This is a genomic window from Rhodococcus jostii NBRC 16295 (assembly GCF_001894825.1).
Lineage (GTDB): Bacteria > Actinomycetota > Actinomycetes > Mycobacteriales > Mycobacteriaceae > Rhodococcus_F > Rhodococcus_F jostii.
This window is the reverse complement of record NZ_BCWY01000140.1, coordinates 1-16,882: the sequence shown is the minus strand read 5'-3', so window position 1 is coordinate 16,882 and position 16,882 is coordinate 1. Positions and strand designations below refer to the sequence as shown.

The following is a 16,882-nucleotide window of genomic DNA, read 5'->3' as shown; positions in this document are numbered from 1 at the left end:
TGTCGATACCACCGCCGAGGGTGTACATGCAGGTGTCCAGGTCCGGGCAGATCCGCAGCCCGTGCATCCACACGTCGTCACCGACATTGACCACCGCGGTGATGCCATGGCCGGAATCGGCGCCCACACCACCGGGCGTATCGGCCCCGAGAAGCCTGCGCACGCCTTGCAAGAATCGGGCCCCGCCGACCCCGCCCACCAAAACAGTCACGTTCACGATCCAGACCTCCGCTTACCAGCGATACACCTGCACAAGAATCACCATCCGAGCGGCCGTCGGCATGGGCTCATACCTCAGCCGGAGTGCTCGCCGTCGCGGTGGCGTGGTCCCTCTCGGCTTTGTTCGCCGCCAACGCGATGCAGCACAGCAGTGCGGCGAAAATCCCTATTCCCGAGAGGACCGAGAAGATGATGATCGGCGGCCGGCCGGCGAGCAAGCCGCCCAGGATCGGCCCGCAGACACCTCCGATCCGGCCCACTCCCGCAACGAATCCGAGAATGCTGGCACGGATATCGACGGGGAAGTAGGTCGCAACGAATCCGAAGACGATCGGTTGCGTTCCTCCCGTTCCTGCCCCCGCCAGGAACAGGAATACGTAGAGGGCAGGCGACGGCAGGTGTACCGCCAGCGCGATGACGGCGACCGCGCCGACCGCGAACGCGGACAGGGCTGCTCGACGTTCGCCGATTCTGTCGGCAATCCAAGAGCCACCGGACGCCCCGGTTGCGGCTCCGACACTGAAGATGACCAGGAAGACCAGTGCGGATCCGAGGGAGTAACCGCTGGACTTCATGATCTGCGGCAGCCAGGTGAGGAGTCCGTACCACTGGATCTGGCCGCAAAAGGTCATAGCGGTGAACACGGCCAGGGCCCGCCATCCGCTGCGCTCGAGACGCGTGAGCACGGCGCGCAAGGTCCGTCGGGTGGCCACACCATCCGAATGCACACTTGTCGGCGAAGGTACCCACCGCCTGAGCTTCACCGCGAGAATCGGAACCACGGTCAGGAGAGGAAAAGCGCCGCCGATGAAGAAGACTCCGCGCCAGCCCAGCACGTCGAGGAAGACCAGGGCAGTGAGAGCCGCGATGACGCCACCGAGGGGTAGGCCGGCAAGGATCATGCCGTTGAGTAAGTTCTTTCGATGTGCGGGTGCGACGCTCATGGTCAACGCGATCGCTGTCGGCACCACACCACCGAGCCCGAACCCTGCGACGAACCGGGCGACACCGAGCAGTTCGGCGGTCGGTGCCGCTGCACACAGCATCATCCCGACGGAGAACCAGGTGACGCAGAGCAGGAACACACGCCGAACACCGTACCGATCGGCAAGTACGCCGGCTGCAATGGATCCGACACCCATCCCCATGATCGCCGCACTGGCGATCACTCCGACTCGAGCGGTAGTAAGACCCCAGTCAGCGTAGTGGAGCAGATTCGGCGTCGCGGCACCGAAGATGGCGAGGTCGTAACCGTCGGCTGCTATCGCGAGAAATGCAATCGCTGCAACACCTATGTAGGAAGGAAAACTGAGTCGATTGTTCATGTGTTTCCTCAATGAGTAGGGAACTGTGGCGCAGGAGTACTACTGCGCCACTGCGGAAGTGGCGAATCGCTGCCGCGCCGGCCTCAGGTCGATCGGGTACCCCAGACTGCGCAGGACACCGGTGAGGGCCGCGCCCGGCCGCCCCATGGCGGCGTCCAGTAGGTCGTCGAGATCGTCCACGTCTCGCCGCAGGGACTCGATGTTCGGGTCCAGTGTTTCTATTGCTCCCGAGCCCAGGTGCGCCCGACGTGAGTGCCCACCGTAGTTCGGATTCAGGTCTACGCCTTCGGCGGCCGTCAGGAGGCTCGTCCCCTTGCGTTGCCGGTCCGCTACGAACGTGCGTTCGTGCCGCCCAGCCACTTTCAGCGCAACGTCCAGGTCCTCGCTGCGAAGGCTGGGAAGGTCGGCCGGTAGCCCCGCCAGCCGGCAGTGCGGCCACAACTCGCGGGCCCGGTGTGCACCCTCTCGCAACGCGTCGTTCATGCCGCGCGTTTCGAGTAGGACCAGTGGCACGACGCCCGGCGACTGCACGTGGGCGGCGTCCTGAATCCGGTCGACGACAACAACGACCGCGTGTATCCGGGATGCTGCCCGAACCGCCGAAACGGTGTCGTGGAATAGCGCACGCACGACTGCTTGCCGTGCCTCCGGCCGGAGCAGGAGCCGCGACTTCGCCGACGTGATGTCCCGCTGGGGAATGACCGCCACCCAGGGCCCGCGGCGCCGCCCCCGGGTTTCGCCATTCCTCGCCACCGACCCCGCGCTCATGTTCCGACCATCCCTACGGCGAGCGGCAGCACGGATCTCGCCCGCTCGTCGAATCGTCCGGCTGCAGCGGCGCGTTCGGCATCCACGTCTTCATACGTGGTGGTGCGCTGCCGGACGGGTCGCCCTGCCGCTGCGGCCATCTGGGTGATGTCGGCAATGGTCTTCATCGACCCGTTGGTCGAACCGGCCATCCGGCTGATGGTCTCCTCCATCAGGGTCCCTCCGAGGTCGTTGACCCCGCCTCGCAGCAGTTCGACACATTCATCGGGACCGAGCTTGACCCACGAGCACTGGATGTTGTCGATCTGGCCGTGCAGCATCAGCCGCGCCAACGCGTGGACTGCGCGGTTGTCGCGTCGGGTCGGACCGGGCCTCGCCAGGCCGGCGAGGTAGATGGGCGAGCTCTGGTGCACGAACGGCAGCGGAACGAACTCCGTGAAGCCGCCGGTTTCCCGTTGGATTTCGAGGAGGACGCGGAGATGGCCGACCCAGTGTCGGGGCTCGTCCACGTGGCCGTACATCATTGTCGAGGTGGTGCGGATCCCCAGTTCGTGAGCGGTCTTGACGACCCGAATCCACTCGGCCGCCGGGAGTTTACCCTTGGTCAGCACCCACCGAACCTCGTCGTCCAGGATCTCGGCGGCGGTGCCTGGCACGGAATCGAGCCCGGCTCTGCGCGCCTCGGTCAACCACTCGGCAACCGAAATACCCATGCGCGAGGCCCCGCTCACGATTTCCATGGGCGAGAACGCATGCAGGTGGATCTGCGGGCTGCGGCGCTTCGTCTCGGCGGCCAGGTCCAGATGGATGGTGCTGGGGAGGCCGGGGTCGATCCCGCCCTGCATGCAAATCTCGGTAGCGCCGACGTCCCAGGCCTGGGCGACCCGCTCCCCCACCTCGGAGAGGGAGAGCCGGTACGCATCGGCATCGCTTGCTCGCTGCGCGAAAGCACAGAAACGACAGCCGGTGTAGCAGACGTTGCTGAAGTTCAGATTCCGGTTGACGACATAGGTCACCGTGTCGCCCACCGTCGACTGCCGGACTTGATCCGCCACAGCGCACAGGGCATCCAGATCCACGCCGTCGCAGTGGATGAGCGCCAGCGCTTCGTCGTCGCTGAGGCCGGCGGGATTCCGCTCGGCTGCGCGCAAGGCGGCGAGCACCTCACCGCCCAGGCGCGGCGGGACGCCGGTCCCCGCCCGTGCGGTCATCTCCTCCCCGAGCACCGTCCAGTCACCGAAGGCATTCTCGAAGTCACTACGGGTGTCGGTACGACGTCCTTCGGCGTCGATCTCGAGATGCAGATCGGTTCTGCCACTGGACTCGCCGGGCGCAGCATCCTGCCACGGTCGGCCCTCCGGGAGCACGTCGGCGGCCAACCCGGTCTCCGGGTCGGTGAGCGCGAGCAGGTGCGGTCGCACACGGGCATCGATCCACGGATCTCCCGCGAGGACGTACTGCGGTTGGACGGCGAGGCGCTCGCGGAGCTCGAACCCGGCGGCGGCACTGAGGTCACGCAGTCGGTCGATCTCCGGCCAGGGCCGCTCGGGATTCACGTGGTCAGGAGTGAGAGGAGATACCCCACCCCAGTCGTCGACACCCGCGGCCAACAGCCGGCGCAGCTCGTCGGGCTCCGACAGGTTGGGCGGGGCCTGGAGACGCATCGAGGGTCCGAGCAGGATGCGGGCCACTGCGATCGTGGCCAGGTATTCGTCACGGTCTGCGTCGTCGGCCGACCGCATCGCGGTGTCGGGCTTGGCACGGAAGTTCTGGACGATCACTTCTTGGACGGAGCCGTACTGCCGTGCGATCCGGCGGATCTGGAGGATGGACTCCACACGGTCTGCGTACGACTCCCCGATCCCGACGAGAATTCCGGTCGTGAAGGGGATGTTGGTGCGGGACGCGTCCTCGATGCAGGCCAGGCGAACGGCGGGATCCTTGTCGGGAGAGCCGTAGTGGCATCCCCCGGGTTCCGCCCACAGCGAGCGCGCGGTGGTCTCGAGCATCAGTCCCATGGAGCCGGCAACCGGCTTGAGGCGCTGGAGTTCAGCCCAGGACATGACCCCCGGGTTCAGATGCGGCACCAGGCCGGTTTCCTCGAGGACCAGCACCGCCATGGCTCGTACGTAGGACAGGGTGTCGGCGTACCCCCGCGATTCCAGCCAGTCGCGGGCGGCGTCCCACCGGTCCTCCGGCCGGTCTCCCAGCGTGAACAGTGCCTCCTTGCAGCCCAGCCGGGCACCCGCGCGGGCGATCTCGAGGACCTGGTCGGGCGAGAGGAACGGGTCGTCGACCCGACCCGGTGTCGTCGCGAATGTGCAGTAGTGGCAGCGGTCGCGGCACAGACGGGTGAGCGGAATGAACACCTTCCGGCTGTACGTCACGACTCCGGGGCGGCCGGCATCGAACAGACCGGCCGACCGGATGGCCGCCGCGATCTCACACAGTCGGTCGAGGTCGGCACCGCGGGCGCCGAGGAGGGCCTCGGCTTCGCCGGCGTCGATGGTCTTGCCGGCGCTCGCCCGTGCGAGCGCGCGTCTCAGGCCCGTCATCTGTTCGTTCCTGTCCCCAAACCCATCGACCGGGCAATGAAGTCGAGCTGGACGGACGGAGGCCCTGCCACGACGCGGGCGATGATCCCGTCGGAGTGGTGCATCGGCAGGGCATGGTCACGCACATAGCCGTAGGCGCCCTGGATCTGCATCGCCAGCGCAGAGGCCTCCGCGTAGAGCTGCCCGGAGAGGAACTTCGCCATGGTGCTCTCCACCTCGCAGGGCAGACCCGCGTCGAAGAGGTCGGCTGAACGGCGCACGGCGCACCGGGCCGCGTCGAGCCTGACGAACATCTCAGCAAGGGGCAAGGTCACGCCCTGGTAACTCGACAGCGTCTTGCCGAACTGCTCGCGCTCGTTGGCGTAGTGGACCGTCAGGTCGAGCACGGCCGCCACACTGCCGAGGAATCCGGAGCTGATCATGATGCGTTCGAGCACCAGGCGTTCCTTGAGGATCTGCCACCCTTCACCAGGCTCACCCAGAACCGCCGTTGCAGGGAGTGTGACGTCTCGCAGGAAGACCTCGTAGATGCCGCTGATGTTCCGCCCGAGCGCCGGCATACGGCGGACCTCGACACCCGGATGGTCGACCGGCACGAGAAATATGCCGAGCTGGTCGCGTTTGCGGCCACCCCCGCCCACTCTGGCGACGAGCTCCATCACCGCACCGGGCAGCCCGGCGCCTTCGCAATAAGTCTTCTGGCCGTTGAGGACCCACCCGTCCCCGAGCCGGTCGGCGCGCGTGGCAACGCTGGCTGCGTCCGAGCCCACGTCGGGTTCACTGACAGCAATCGACAGACGCGCCTCGCCGGCGAGCACCGGAGCACCGTACCTTTCCTGCTGTTCGGGCGTGCCCCAGCGGTGGATGTCACGCAGCCCGCTGAGGTTCAGGTTGAACAGGGCCACGAGATCGGAGCTTGCCCGGCCGATCTCCTCGCAGAGCGTGGTCAGCAGGCCGGCGGTCCCTTCGACTGCCTCGTCGCCGGCGACCACGTCGTACCACCCGAGACGGGCGATCTCGCGGTACAGCTGCTCGGGGTACGTCCCCTCCTCGTCCCAGATTCGCACGTCGAGTGCGGGAGCATGTCGGGCAAGGAATGCCCGGGCGGTGGTGCGAAGGTGCGCCTGCTCGTCGGTCTGGATGTGGATGCTGGTGCTCATGACTGCCTTTCGTGAGTGGTCGGTAGAGGGGGCCGCTGCCAGGCGGAGAGGCCTGCTTTGAGGTCGCGCAACAACTCGGGCGGAAGAACCGCGAATCGGGCGGCCATCTCGCGCGCCGTCACGTCGAGCGACGCCTCGGGAATGACGTCCACCAGCCCGAGCCTGGCGAGATCGTCGGCGCCGAAGCGCTCGTTCAGGGCCAGGAGCCGCAGCGCCCGCGCCGGACCGACGGCGGCTTCGAGCCTGCGCACCGTGCTGTCGGGGGGTGGGAATCCGAGTGGGAGTTCAGGGAATCGGAACGAAGCGGCAGGTGAGGCCAGGGTGATGTCCGCTGCCGCAGCTATCGCCCAGCCGGCGCCGACCGCGGCACCCTGGACCGCGACCACTGCGGCCGGGTAGTCGCCCATCAGGTCGAGACTCTCCTCGATCAGCCGGCGCCGGAGGCCCGGGCGGCCGGTCGCGGTGCCGTCGTCCGAACGCACGTCAGCTCCTGCGCAGAACGCGGGTCCCTCCGCCCGCACGAGAAGGACATCGGCGGCCGCGCGTTTTCCCTCGGCAAGCCGGGCGACGAACGCCTCGAGCAGGGGTACGTCGAGGGCGTTGCGAGCCTCGGGACGGTTGAGTGTCAGGACGACCAGACCGTCGTGGTGCTCGGCCGGGCACAAGTCCAGGGCCACTTCCCTATTCGCGCTCATCGGAGCTCCGGCAGGACCTGGGAAGTGAGGAGCTCGACGGCCTCGCGGGGGTCGGGGCCGACCGGGGCGCCGATGTAGGCCTCGGTGAATCCGGCATCCTCCGCGTACGCGAGCAGCTCGGCCAGCGCCTCGATGCAGTCGCCGGGCGTGCCCGAGACGACGAGCTGGTCCGCGACTTCCTGCGGAAGAAGATCGGCAGCGGCGTCTACGCCGTCACCAGCTTTGAGCGCTGCTCGGGTGGCGGCATAGTCGGAGGGCTCGAACCCCACCCGGTGCAGGTTCTCCGGAGGCTGCTGGCTCACAATGAGTGTGGCCTGCCGCCGCGCCGCCGCGCAGGCGCTGTCCCGGTCCGCGGAGACGGACAGGTTGACGCCGTAGATTCGGGTGAACTCCCCCCGCCGACTGCGCTTGCGTCCCCGGTCGAGCGAGTCGAGGTTGCTCACCGCGTCGAACTGGCCGCTGCGGAAGGCTGCGAGGCTGTGGGCGGGGAAGTTGCTGGCGCAGATGACACCGTCTGCAAGCTCGCCGGCCATCTCCAGCACCCGAGGCCCGGCGCCGGCGACCACGACGCGCACGTCGGGCTTGCTCGTCCAGGAGAACGACGCCCGTGCGTCCTCACGCAATCCGAGGGCTGCGCAGATCTGTGGGTAGTCACCCATTCGGATCGCCTCGCCCTGCCAGAGAAGTCTGCACATCGCGATGAACTCGGCCACGCGATCGATCGGATTCTCCAGCGACATGAGTGCGCTCACCAGCCCACCCCCGGTGCCTATTCCCATGCTGACCCTGCGCCCTTCGGGCATGAATTCCGCAAGGGTGGCCATGCTGGACGCCATCTCGAGGGGGTTGCGCCCGAAGGGGAAGGTCACGGCCGTACCCACCCCGACACCGGTGCGGGCAGCGATGGCGCCGAGGAGAACGGCAACGCCTCGGGACTGGAGCTGGTCACTGAGCCAGACGGTTTCGAAACTCCGAGCGGCGATCTCGGCCACTTCTACCATCTGCGGCCCGTCAGCCCATCCGTGGAGCTGGATTCCTTTGATCATGGAACTTCTCTTCATGATTGTGAACTCGAATCACTATATGGAACAGGTTAAGGGCAGAACACGGCCACGGTCAAGAGTCGGCCCAACCTCGTTGGGCGCCGTTCAGGGCCGGACGTACGCCGGCGTGACCAGAAACGTGCTCCGGATCTCCGAGATGAGCGGCCCGTCGCTCTCCGTCCGCGCCTTCAGCGTGAGCCACCGCGGATCGGCCTGGAACCGGGCCCAAAAGGCAGTCGCGGCCTCAGCGTCGGGGAAGGCGACCAGGTAGACGATCCGGGCACGGTTGCCGGTCTCGTGCCAGAAGCCGTCGACCTGCAGCCCGAGTTCCGCGAACAGAGTCAGGGTGTCGTCGGCGAACCTGCGGTGCAGGTCCTCGGCGCGGTCCGGTATCGCAACGTATTCACGCAGCTCGTGGATCATGAACAACCCCGTTCACGGCGAGACCGGAGCGCGTCTTGTAGCGCCGGTTGACGTTGATGAGAACGGCGGTCAACGGTTCGAGCTGTCGCGCCACCCGCAGCGCCCCTCCGTCGATTCCCGGGCGGCCGGTGATCGCGACCGCGAGGCGAGCCACCTCGTCCTTGGCCGACCGATCGTCGCCGCACACCAGAACATCCTCGGGAAGGGGGCCGTCGTGCTCCCACAGGTTCACTGCCGACAGGTGATGGAACGCAGCCACCACGGTGGCATCGGGCACGAGGTCGCGCAGTTGCTCGGCAGCGCTGCCTTCCTCGACGTCCAAACCATAGGCCCCGGACTTGTCGAAGCCGAGCGGGTTCACACAGCTGACGACGAGCTTGCCCGCGAAGGTGGGTGCCAGTTCCGAGACCAGCTCGCGGTGGCCGTCGTACGGGACGACCAGCAGGATAATGGGACAGTCGGCGGCTGCCGACGCATTGTCGGCGGCGCTGACCACGGCGCCGTCACCGGCCCGTCGGCGCACCTCGACGGCCGCCTCCTCCGCGCGTTCGACCGAACGCGATCCGATGACGACGGGCCAGCCGGCCGCCGCGAACCGGTAGGCCAGCCCCTTTCCCTGGGGTCCGGTGCCGCCGACAACGGCGATCTTGCTGCTTTTCATCTGTGTCTCCTACAAACGTTGTACGGGGCACCTCGGGCGCGTGGCACCGGAGGTGGACAGCCGACCGTCGAGGGTCGGCTCGGAGCGGCGTGCCCCGGTGGGGCCGCCGTATGAATAGAAATGCGGGTCGGTCAGCCGCGCCCGGCGTCGAGGTCGGGCGCCCCGACGGGAGTCGGGTAGTCCTCGGGAATGCGGCCGCCGATGTGCGAGCTGATCTCTCGCGAAGCGGTGACGAGGTAGTCGGCGATCCCGGCCACGCCCTCGACCGTGAGGTCGTCACCGATACCCAGCAGGGCAATGAAGAGGCACGGCTCGCCGTCTCGGTCGAACACCGGGACCCCCACGACGTTGAGTTCGGGTCGATATTCGCCGTAAACCGCGCCGTAGCCCTGCGCCCGGAGCTCCTCGAGCTCGTCGGCGGGGTACACGACGAGCTCCGGGCGATCCTTGCTCGGCCATGCCGCCGCGAGTCGGCTGATCAACGGGGTATCTCGGTCGAAGCGAGAGCCCACCTCGATGGTGACCTTGACGGCCTTGCGGCTCTCGATCTTCGCGATGGCTGTGAAGTGCCCGTCCGGCATCGGCTGAATGGCGAGGCATGCCAGCTCGGTCCGCTCGGACAACCACTCCATGTACGTCCGTGATGCAGCGACCGCTGAGGTTCGCGCGATCGCAGCGACCCCGAACTCCACGAGCAGCGGACCGAGGTTGTACCGACGCGTCTCCTGGTCGTACACGACGAGACCCTCGACCACCATGGTCCGGAGCAGGACCGACGCCGTGCTCTTCGCCAGGGCGCACCGCTTGGCCAACTCGGTGAGCGTCGCGCCGGCAGACTGCTGGACCAGCGTCTCGAGCACGCGGGTGGCGCGGGAGACGGCGGGCACCAGTTGCTCGCCGGACTGCTCGCCCCGCTCGTCACTGACGCCGTTTCCCGGGACTTCTGCCTTGGTCAAGGGTTCCTACCTTCGTCGTGTGGTTACTCTCAGCTGACCGTAGCGGCCTGCCCCACCAGTTCGGCGAAGTGGAACAGCGTGCCGTCGGGATCGCGGGCGAAGAGCAGTCGCCAGCCCTTGACTCCGTCAGGACCCATGATGGTCTGCGGCGAGTGCAGGAATTCGACATCGTCATCGGCCAGCCGCGCATACTCGGCGTCGATGTCGTCCGTGAGGATCGAGAACCGGCACAGGCCCGGGTGTACGAGGTCGCTCTGCGCCCGCCCCTCGGAGCGTGCGTCCCTCCACTCGATGAGGTCGAGCATCGCCTCGTCCGGGGAGTCGTTCAAACGCAGATGCGCGAAGCGGAGCTTGCTGGCACCCTCGACCATGAACGCCCGCGCGAGGTTGCTGTCATCCACCTCCCGGTCCTGCACTACCTCGAAGCCGATCCGCCGATAGAAGTCGATCGATTTGTCCATGTCGGTCACATTGATGCCGACGTGCCAGAATTTTCGCATTGCTTCGTCTTTCTTCTTGTTCGTATTGTCGGAGTAGATGGATGGCGCTCCGCGAGTGCGCGGCATTCGCCGAGCACTCACACCGGGGGCGGCACCAGCTCGCGGCGCCGAAGCTTTCCGGTCTCCGTGCGCGGCAACACGGCGACCGCCTCGATCTCGCGAGGCCGTGCGTGTGGACCCACTGTGGCCGCGACGAGTTCACGGAGCTCTGTCGACATCTCCTCGGTGAGCCCTCCGGCAGCGAGATGCACGAACGCCTTGACCTGTTGCCCCATCTCCCGGTCGGGCAGCCCCACCGCCGCCGCGTCCAGGACCCGTGGGTGACGCTTCAGTGCCTCCTCGATCTCTGCCGGACCGATGCGGTAGCCGCGGCTCTTGATCACGTCGTCCGCACGGCCGAGGTATTCCAGCCGACGTCCATGTGCGAGCCGTGCCAGGTCGCCTGTCCGGTGCCAGCCGCCGCCGGGAGGCACCACACCAGCTGACGACGCTTCCCAATAGCCTAGGAGCGCAACCGGATCCGGAAGTTCCAGCGCGATCTCACCGACCTCGCCGGGCGCGACGCGGCTGCCCTCGTCGTCCAGGAGCGCGATGCGGTGCCCGGGGTAGGGAGCGCCCATGGTCGCGTCGTCGACGGATCCGAGAACCGCGGAGTCGCCGATGAGGGCGTTGGCCTCGGTCTGGCCGTATGCCTTGTTGACGGCGTCGCTGAGATGCCGCCGAGCCCAGTCGAGCTCAACGGCGCCGGCGGGCTCGCCGCCCGTCACGACCGCCCGGAGGCGCCGGTGTGCCGATTCCCCGTGTTCGGCGAACATCCGCAGTACCGACGCCGGCAGAAAGGCTGTCGTCACTCCGTAGCGGCTCAGCATGTCCAGGGTGGCGCCGGGGTCGAAGCGTCGCGGCCGGTGAGCCACGACGGGAACGCCGAGGGACCACGGGACCAGCAGCCCGAGCATCAGACCGCCGATCCACCCCCAGTCCGCGGTGCCGAAATACACGTCCCCGGGCCTGAACAGCTCGAAGGCGTAGTCGACTCCCGCGTGTCCGAGCAGGACACGGTGTCCGTGGACGATGCCCTTGGGCGGACCGCTGGTGCCCGACGTGTACATCAGCAGAGCAGGATCCGACGACCGCCCGGGCACGGGGGCCAGCGGGTCGACCCGGCGGGTCAGGTCCCCGAGCCGCGGGCCACGGGCACCGTCCACCGTGAGCACGTCGACGTCGCGCAGGGAGCACCCCGTCGACTCGAGCCGGTCGAGGCCCGGACCGTCCGTGACCAGCACAGTCGCGCCCGAGTCCACGAGCCGGTGCGCCACCGAGGCACCGGTGAGCAGTCGCGGGATGGGCACGAGCACGGCACCGGCGACCAGCACGCCGAAGACAACCTCGGCGGCCTCCACCGAGGGGTCGAGGTACAGCACCACGCGGTCACCGCGCTCGACCTCCCGGGCGCGGAGAACACCGGCGATGCGCAGGGCGGCGTGCTGCACCTGACCGAACGTCACCTCCTCGGGCGCGTGGGTCCCTTCGCGCAGCACAGCCACGGCGGCGGGGTCGCGTGAGAAGAGGGCGTCCTCGGTGATCGTGTAGTCCGCCGCAGGCTCCCAATCCGGGGTGTGGCGGGCGTCGATCAGCCTCCTGATGGTCCGCGACCGGGTTGCCCCGGAGGTCAGTCCAGGCGTGCCCATATGCTCTTCTCCTTGGTGAAACTCTCGATGGCCGCCTGGCCGAGGTCGCTGCCGTAGCCGCTTTGCCCGAAGCCTCGATACGGCGACGCGGGGTTGAGCACGCCCCAGCTGTTGATCCACACGGTGCCGGCGTCGAGCGTCTGCGCGAACCTCAGTGCGCGGCCCACGTCGCGGGTGAAGACGCCCGCGGCCAGCCCGTAGATGGTGTCGTTGGCGAGGGTGATCGCCTCCTCCTCGCCCTCGAACGGCAGCACCGACAGCACGGGGCCGAAGATCTCCTCCCGAGCGATGCGCATGTCTGCGGTGACCCCGGAGAAGAGCGTCGGACGGTAGTAGAAGCCCTGCTCCGCCGCTCCGCTCGGCGACTGGTCGCCACCGCTGATCAGCGTGGCGCCTTCTTCGGTGCCGGAGACGACATACGAGTGGACGGACTCCCGTTGCTCGGCACTGATCAACGGGCCGATCTCCGTTTCGGGGTCGAGGGGATCGCCCACCCGGGCAGCCTCGACACGCGCCTGGACGAGTTCGACCACCTCGTCGTAGATGGGCCGCTCGACGAGCAGCCGGCTCGCCGCTGTGCAGGTCTCCCCCTGGTTGCTGTACATCGCCTGGAAGACATTGGCCGCTACCGCCTTCGGGGACGAGTCGCCGAACGCCACGAGCGCTGACTTTCCGCCCAGCTCCAGCGAAGCCGTGATGAGGCGGTCGGCCGCCATCCGGCCGATCTGCTGGCCGACCTCGGTCGAGCCGGTGAACGTCACCTTGCCGACCAGTGGATGTTGTACCAAGGCGTTACCCGCCACCGAGCCGCGACCCGGCAAGACGTTGACCAGCCCGGGCGGCAGCCCCGCCGCGAGGGCGAGCTCGCCGAGTGCCACGGGCACGAGCGGTGCGAGCTGCGCCGGCTTCAACACGATGGCGTTGCCCATCGCAAGAGCCGGAGCAATCTTCCAGACCGCCTGCACTGCAGGGAAATTCCACGGAGTGATGGCGCCCACCACGCCGATCGGCTCACGCAGGGTGTAGTTGAGGAAGCGACCCGGAGCCGGTGTCGTGCGGCCCTCGATCTTGGTCACGAGGCCCGCGAAGTACTCCAGCGTCTCGATCATGATCGGCAGGTCGACGCCCAGCGACTCACGGATGGGCTTTCCCATGTCGCGACTCTGCAGCTGGGCGAGCTCGGTCTTGTGTTCCTCGATCAGCGCGGCGTAGCGGAACATCAGGCGGGTCCGTTGGGCCGGACGCATGCGCTGCCACGTCCTGGCTGCGGCCTTCGCGGCCTCGACGGCACGCGCGACGTCCGCGGCCGTGGCCTCGGCGACACTGGCCAGGTATGACCCGTCGGCCGGGTTGATCGAGTCGAAGGTCGCCCCCGTCGACGATGGAGTCAGTTGGTCGCCGATGACGAGGGGAACTGATGAGGTGAGTGCCCGCACGATTCTCGTCCTTTCTTCCGCCCGGCCGTCAGGCCAGGTTGTGTGCGGTGGGGAGGACGGCGTCTGCGAGTTCCGCGAGCTCGTCCATGGTTGCTTCGAGCGTGTCGTGCTCGAACGACGTGTCACAGATGAAGTGGGTGACGCCGAGCTCGCCGTACGCTTCGATCGTCTCGGCGTTGTATGGCGCCTTCCGCAGAGGCCGTGCGGTGAGGGTGATCTCGTTCATGTCGCGGCCTGCTTCCTCGGCGTACTGCCGCAGGGTGGCCAGGTAGCCGGCATACTCCTCCGGCCCGATCGCCAATGGGTGCCAGCCGTCGCCGATAGCGGCGATGCGGCGCAGGGAGGCGGCACTGTACCCGGCGAACCAGACAGGGATCGTGCCACGAACCGGCTTCGGGTACATCTTGAAGTCGTGGAGTTGGTAGAACTCTCCGTCGAAGTCGACCTCGTCTTCCTTCCACATGTGCCGCATCGCGTTCACCATCTCCGTGGTCCGCTTCCCGCGGTCCTTGAACGGCGCTCCCAGCAGCTCGAACTGCTCCTTCATCCAGCCCACGCCGATGGCGACGGACAGCCGACCGCGCGACATCACGTCGATGCTCACCAGCGTCTTGGCGGTCTGGACGAGCGGACGCCACGGCAGGATCAGGCAGGACGTGCCGAGCTCCATCCGCTCGGTCGCTGCCGCCGCCCACGTCAACGACGTGAGGCAGTCGAGGTACGGCGTGGCCGGGTCCCACAGGAACTTGCCGTCCTCGGTGTACGGGTACGCCGTCTCGACTCGAGTCGGCAAGGCCACGTGATCGGTCATCCAGAGGGAGTCGAAGCCGATCTTCTCAGCGAACCGCGACACCTCCGTGATCGCCTCGGGCCCTGCCCACGGTCCCGCACCCGGGATCCTGATTCCAACCTTCATTGGTGGTTCCTTTCGCCATGTTCTGTGGTCATCGGACGACCCGTTCGGCCCGGAGGGCCGCGATCCGGTCGTCCTTGTAGCCGAGATCGCTGAGAATCTCGGTGGTGTGCTCGCCCAACGACGTCGGTGGGCGATGTACGTGTCCCGGGGTGCCCGAGAGCTTGACTGGGAGGCCTGGGACCCGCAGCGGTCCGAGTTCGTCGTGGGTGACGTCGACGACGAGGTCGAGCGCCTGGATCTGGGGGTGCCTGACGGCTTCGTCGTACGCGAGAATCGGGGCACAGATGATGTCGTGCGCCGAGAGCAGTTCGACCACATCGTCACGGTCGCGGGTGGCGAACCAGGGTGCGACGGCGGCATCGAGAGCCTCACGGTTCTCCAACCGGGACCCGGCGTCCGCGAAGCGCGGATCGTCGACCAGAGCCTCGGCACCCATCGCCCGGGCGAGCTTGACGAAGTGGCGGTCGTTGAAGGCGACGACGTGTACCGCGCCCCCGTCGCGGGTCGCGTAGGCGTTGTACGGCGCGTAGAAATTGCTGCCGTTGCCCACCTTGCCCTGGATGTAGTCCGCGAGGAGGTACTGCCCCAGCCACGGTGTCTGCAAGTGAAACAGCGCCCCCACCAGGGATATCGAACCGCTCTGCCCCTCTCCCGTGCGCTGTTTCGCGAAGAGCGCGACGAGAGCGGCGATCGCGACCAGGTAGCCCGCCGCGCTGTCGGCGACCGGCGGCCCGGCCTTGAGCGGCCTCCCGGAGCGCTCACCGGTCGCCTCCATGAGACCGGTGAGCGCCTGGGCGACCGGGTCCATCGCGGGACGACCCGCGAGTGGGCCGCTCTCGCCGTACCCGCTGACATTCAGGCAGATCAGGTGCGGGTGCCGTTCGCGAAGCTCGGCGGCAGTCAGCCCGAATCGCTCACGGACCGCCGGCAGCATGTTCTCGATGAGCACGTCCGCTGTCGAGCAGAGGTCGTGGAACAACTCACGACCTGCCGCCGTACGAAGGTCGAGCGCGAGGGCGCGCTTGTTTCGGTTCACGCCGGAATAGACGCCACTCATGCCGTCTCGGCCCGGCCCGAATGTCCGCGACTCGTCGCCACCGATCGGCTCGACCTTGATGACATCGGCACCGAAATCGGCGAGCAGCGACGCACCCAACGGCCCGGCCACCATCGTCGCGGCGTCGACCACCCGGATGCCCGACAGCGCCTCGGTCTTTTGGGTGAACCCCATCACAAGCTCCGTTCACTATTCTGAACTGCAATCATTATTTGGAACTCCATGAACGCTACGAGCAGCCCCGCTCGCTGTCAAGAGGGGAGCTGCTCTCGGGATGTCAGGGCATGGCCGGCAATCGGCACTGCCGGCCCGCTCTCGCGAAACCTCACAGCACCACGGAGCGTTGAGCCACATACGTTCAGTGAGAGGAGTTTTCGCCCCGTCGAGGATGGCCGAACCCGGGGTCGCGCGCATCACCGACTGTTGCGCTCAACGCGAGCGGAGGTGTTCCATTCAGTCGCCGGTCCGTTCGACGACCCACGCCGCAACCTGCGTCCGGGAGGTGAAACCCAGTTTGGCCAGGATGTGCTCCACGTGCCCTTGCGCGGTGCGGGGTGAGATCACCAGTCGATCGGCGATGCCCTGATTCGTCAGGCCTTCGGCGATCAGGTCGGCGACTTGGCGTTCCCTCTTGGTCAGCCGCATTCCCGCGTCGGCGTCGATCGTGGAGGTGCCGGACTGTTGCTCGTGGAGGGCGTACGCGATCGCCGCATCGAAGCCCAGCCCCTGCCCCCGGAGGTATGCCGCAGCGAATCCTTTGTCCCCGAGACTTCGTCGAGACTGCTGTTCGCATTCCTCATGGTAGACAAGCAGATCGGAGTAGATCACCACGGTGCTTCCCACCGACCGCGCCAGCTCTTCGGCGGCTCCCAGCAGAACCGCGGCCCTCGGTTCGTCATGGAGTCCGCAGCCAATCCAGGCCAGCGCCTCGAGACATGAGGCGGCAACACGTGGGCCGTGCACTTGCCGGGTCAGCTCCAGCGACTGCTCGAGCACTCGGACCGCCCGATCGCTGTCCCCCTGCCGCCACACGGCAATACCCAGGGCCCACAACGAGTGCGACCGATACATTCTCTCGCCGTGCTGCTCGGTGATCGCGAGAACGCGCTCGAGACGTTCGATCGACCGGTCAGTCGAGCCGGACAGTCCGTACGCCAAACCCAGCGGGTACAGGACGGCCACTTCGAGCGTTCGGTCACCACGCTCGCCGAACTCCGCGAGAGCGGTTTCGAGGCGCGAAGACGCACGCGGCAGATCACCGCTGTACAGGGCAAGCATGCCGTCGGCGTAGGCGACGAGAGCGCGCATCATCGGATCGTTCGCGCGTACGGTGAGGGTCTGCGCCTCCGCTACGAGCGCGGCTCCGGCACCGAGATCACCCTGCACGTTGGCCATCATGCCGGCGCGCTGGAGAGCCTTCACCCACTCGACGGTGGGTGGTCCACTCTGGCGGGCGAGCAGCTGCTCGAACCAGCGCCGT

Annotated in this window: 16 protein-coding genes; all 16 read right to left on the bottom strand. The window is 67.4% G+C overall.

Annotated features, from left to right (window positions below; genetic code table 11):
• Positions 1 to 217: 2-phospho-L-lactate transferase CofD family protein (locus RJ1_RS42185; RefSeq protein WP_174695088.1), on the bottom strand; the 217-nt coding region annotated here is incomplete at its 3' end.
• Between the two features lie 70 nt (positions 218 to 287).
• On the bottom strand, positions 288 to 1,544 hold the full coding sequence (locus RJ1_RS42180; protein WP_073370083.1) for an MFS transporter: 1,257 nt from the start codon (positions 1,542 to 1,544) through the stop codon (positions 288 to 290).
• A gap of 39 nt (positions 1,545 to 1,583) precedes the next feature.
• Positions 1,584 to 2,312 (bottom strand): 2-phospho-L-lactate guanylyltransferase, encoded by a 729-nt coding sequence (cofC, locus tag RJ1_RS42175; RefSeq protein WP_073370080.1) that lies wholly within the window; start codon positions 2,310 to 2,312, stop codon positions 1,584 to 1,586.
• The gene (locus RJ1_RS42170) at positions 2,309 to 4,867 is read right to left on the bottom strand and encodes a bifunctional FO biosynthesis protein CofGH (RefSeq protein ID WP_174695087.1); all 2,559 of its coding nucleotides are present in this window, start codon (positions 4,865 to 4,867) and stop codon (positions 2,309 to 2,311) included. Before RJ1_RS42170 ends, cofC begins: the two co-directional genes overlap by 4 nt.
• Positions 4,864 to 6,027: an acyl-CoA dehydrogenase family protein gene (locus tag RJ1_RS42165; protein WP_073370077.1), complete on the bottom strand. Its 1,164-nt coding sequence runs from the start codon at positions 6,025 to 6,027 to the stop codon at positions 4,864 to 4,866. The genes RJ1_RS42170 and RJ1_RS42165 overlap by 4 nt, the downstream gene beginning before the upstream one ends.
• Positions 6,024 to 6,722 (bottom strand): enoyl-CoA hydratase/isomerase family protein, encoded by a 699-nt coding sequence (locus RJ1_RS42160; protein WP_073370074.1) that lies wholly within the window; start codon positions 6,720 to 6,722, stop codon positions 6,024 to 6,026. Before RJ1_RS42160 ends, RJ1_RS42165 begins: the two co-directional genes overlap by 4 nt.
• Positions 6,719 to 7,768, bottom strand: coding sequence for an LLM class flavin-dependent oxidoreductase (locus RJ1_RS42155; RefSeq protein WP_073370071.1), 1,050 nt, complete (start codon positions 7,766 to 7,768; stop codon positions 6,719 to 6,721). Before RJ1_RS42155 ends, RJ1_RS42160 begins: the two co-directional genes overlap by 4 nt.
• Before the next feature lie 102 nt (positions 7,769 to 7,870).
• Positions 7,871 to 8,188: an NIPSNAP family protein gene (locus RJ1_RS42150; RefSeq protein ID WP_073370069.1), complete on the bottom strand. Its 318-nt coding sequence runs from the start codon at positions 8,186 to 8,188 to the stop codon at positions 7,871 to 7,873.
• Positions 8,169 to 8,849 carry an NADPH-dependent F420 reductase gene (npdG, locus tag RJ1_RS42145; RefSeq protein WP_073370066.1) on the bottom strand — a complete coding sequence of 227 codons (681 nt, stop codon included), beginning with the start codon at positions 8,847 to 8,849 and terminating at the stop codon, positions 8,169 to 8,171. Before npdG ends, RJ1_RS42150 begins: the two co-directional genes overlap by 20 nt.
• 131 nt (positions 8,850 to 8,980) lie before the next feature.
• Complete coding sequence (locus RJ1_RS42140) at positions 8,981 to 9,805, bottom strand: IclR family transcriptional regulator (RefSeq protein ID WP_073370063.1); 825 nt, start codon at positions 9,803 to 9,805, stop codon at positions 8,981 to 8,983.
• Between the two features lie 29 nt (positions 9,806 to 9,834).
• Positions 9,835 to 10,305 carry a VOC family protein gene (locus RJ1_RS42135; protein ID WP_073370060.1) on the bottom strand — a complete coding sequence of 157 codons (471 nt, stop codon included), beginning with the start codon at positions 10,303 to 10,305 and terminating at the stop codon, positions 9,835 to 9,837.
• Between the two features lie 77 nt (positions 10,306 to 10,382).
• Positions 10,383 to 11,993 (bottom strand): AMP-binding protein, encoded by a 1,611-nt coding sequence (locus RJ1_RS42130; RefSeq protein ID WP_073370057.1) that lies wholly within the window; start codon positions 11,991 to 11,993, stop codon positions 10,383 to 10,385.
• Complete coding sequence (locus RJ1_RS42125; RefSeq protein WP_073370054.1) at positions 11,975 to 13,429, bottom strand: aldehyde dehydrogenase family protein; 1,455 nt, start codon at positions 13,427 to 13,429, stop codon at positions 11,975 to 11,977. The genes RJ1_RS42130 and RJ1_RS42125 overlap by 19 nt, the downstream gene beginning before the upstream one ends.
• Before the next feature lie 28 nt (positions 13,430 to 13,457).
• Entirely contained in the window at positions 13,458 to 14,345 is an 888-nt protein-coding gene (locus RJ1_RS42120) for an LLM class F420-dependent oxidoreductase (protein WP_073370051.1), read from the bottom strand.
• A 28-nt stretch (positions 14,346 to 14,373) separates the two neighbouring features.
• A complete protein-coding gene (locus RJ1_RS42115) occupies positions 14,374 to 15,576 on the bottom strand; it encodes a CaiB/BaiF CoA transferase family protein (protein WP_073370048.1) in 1,203 nt (400 codons plus the stop codon).
• A gap of 279 nt (positions 15,577 to 15,855) precedes the next feature.
• Positions 15,856 to 16,882: LuxR family transcriptional regulator (locus RJ1_RS42110; RefSeq protein ID WP_143169596.1), on the bottom strand; the 1,027-nt coding region annotated here is incomplete at its 5' end.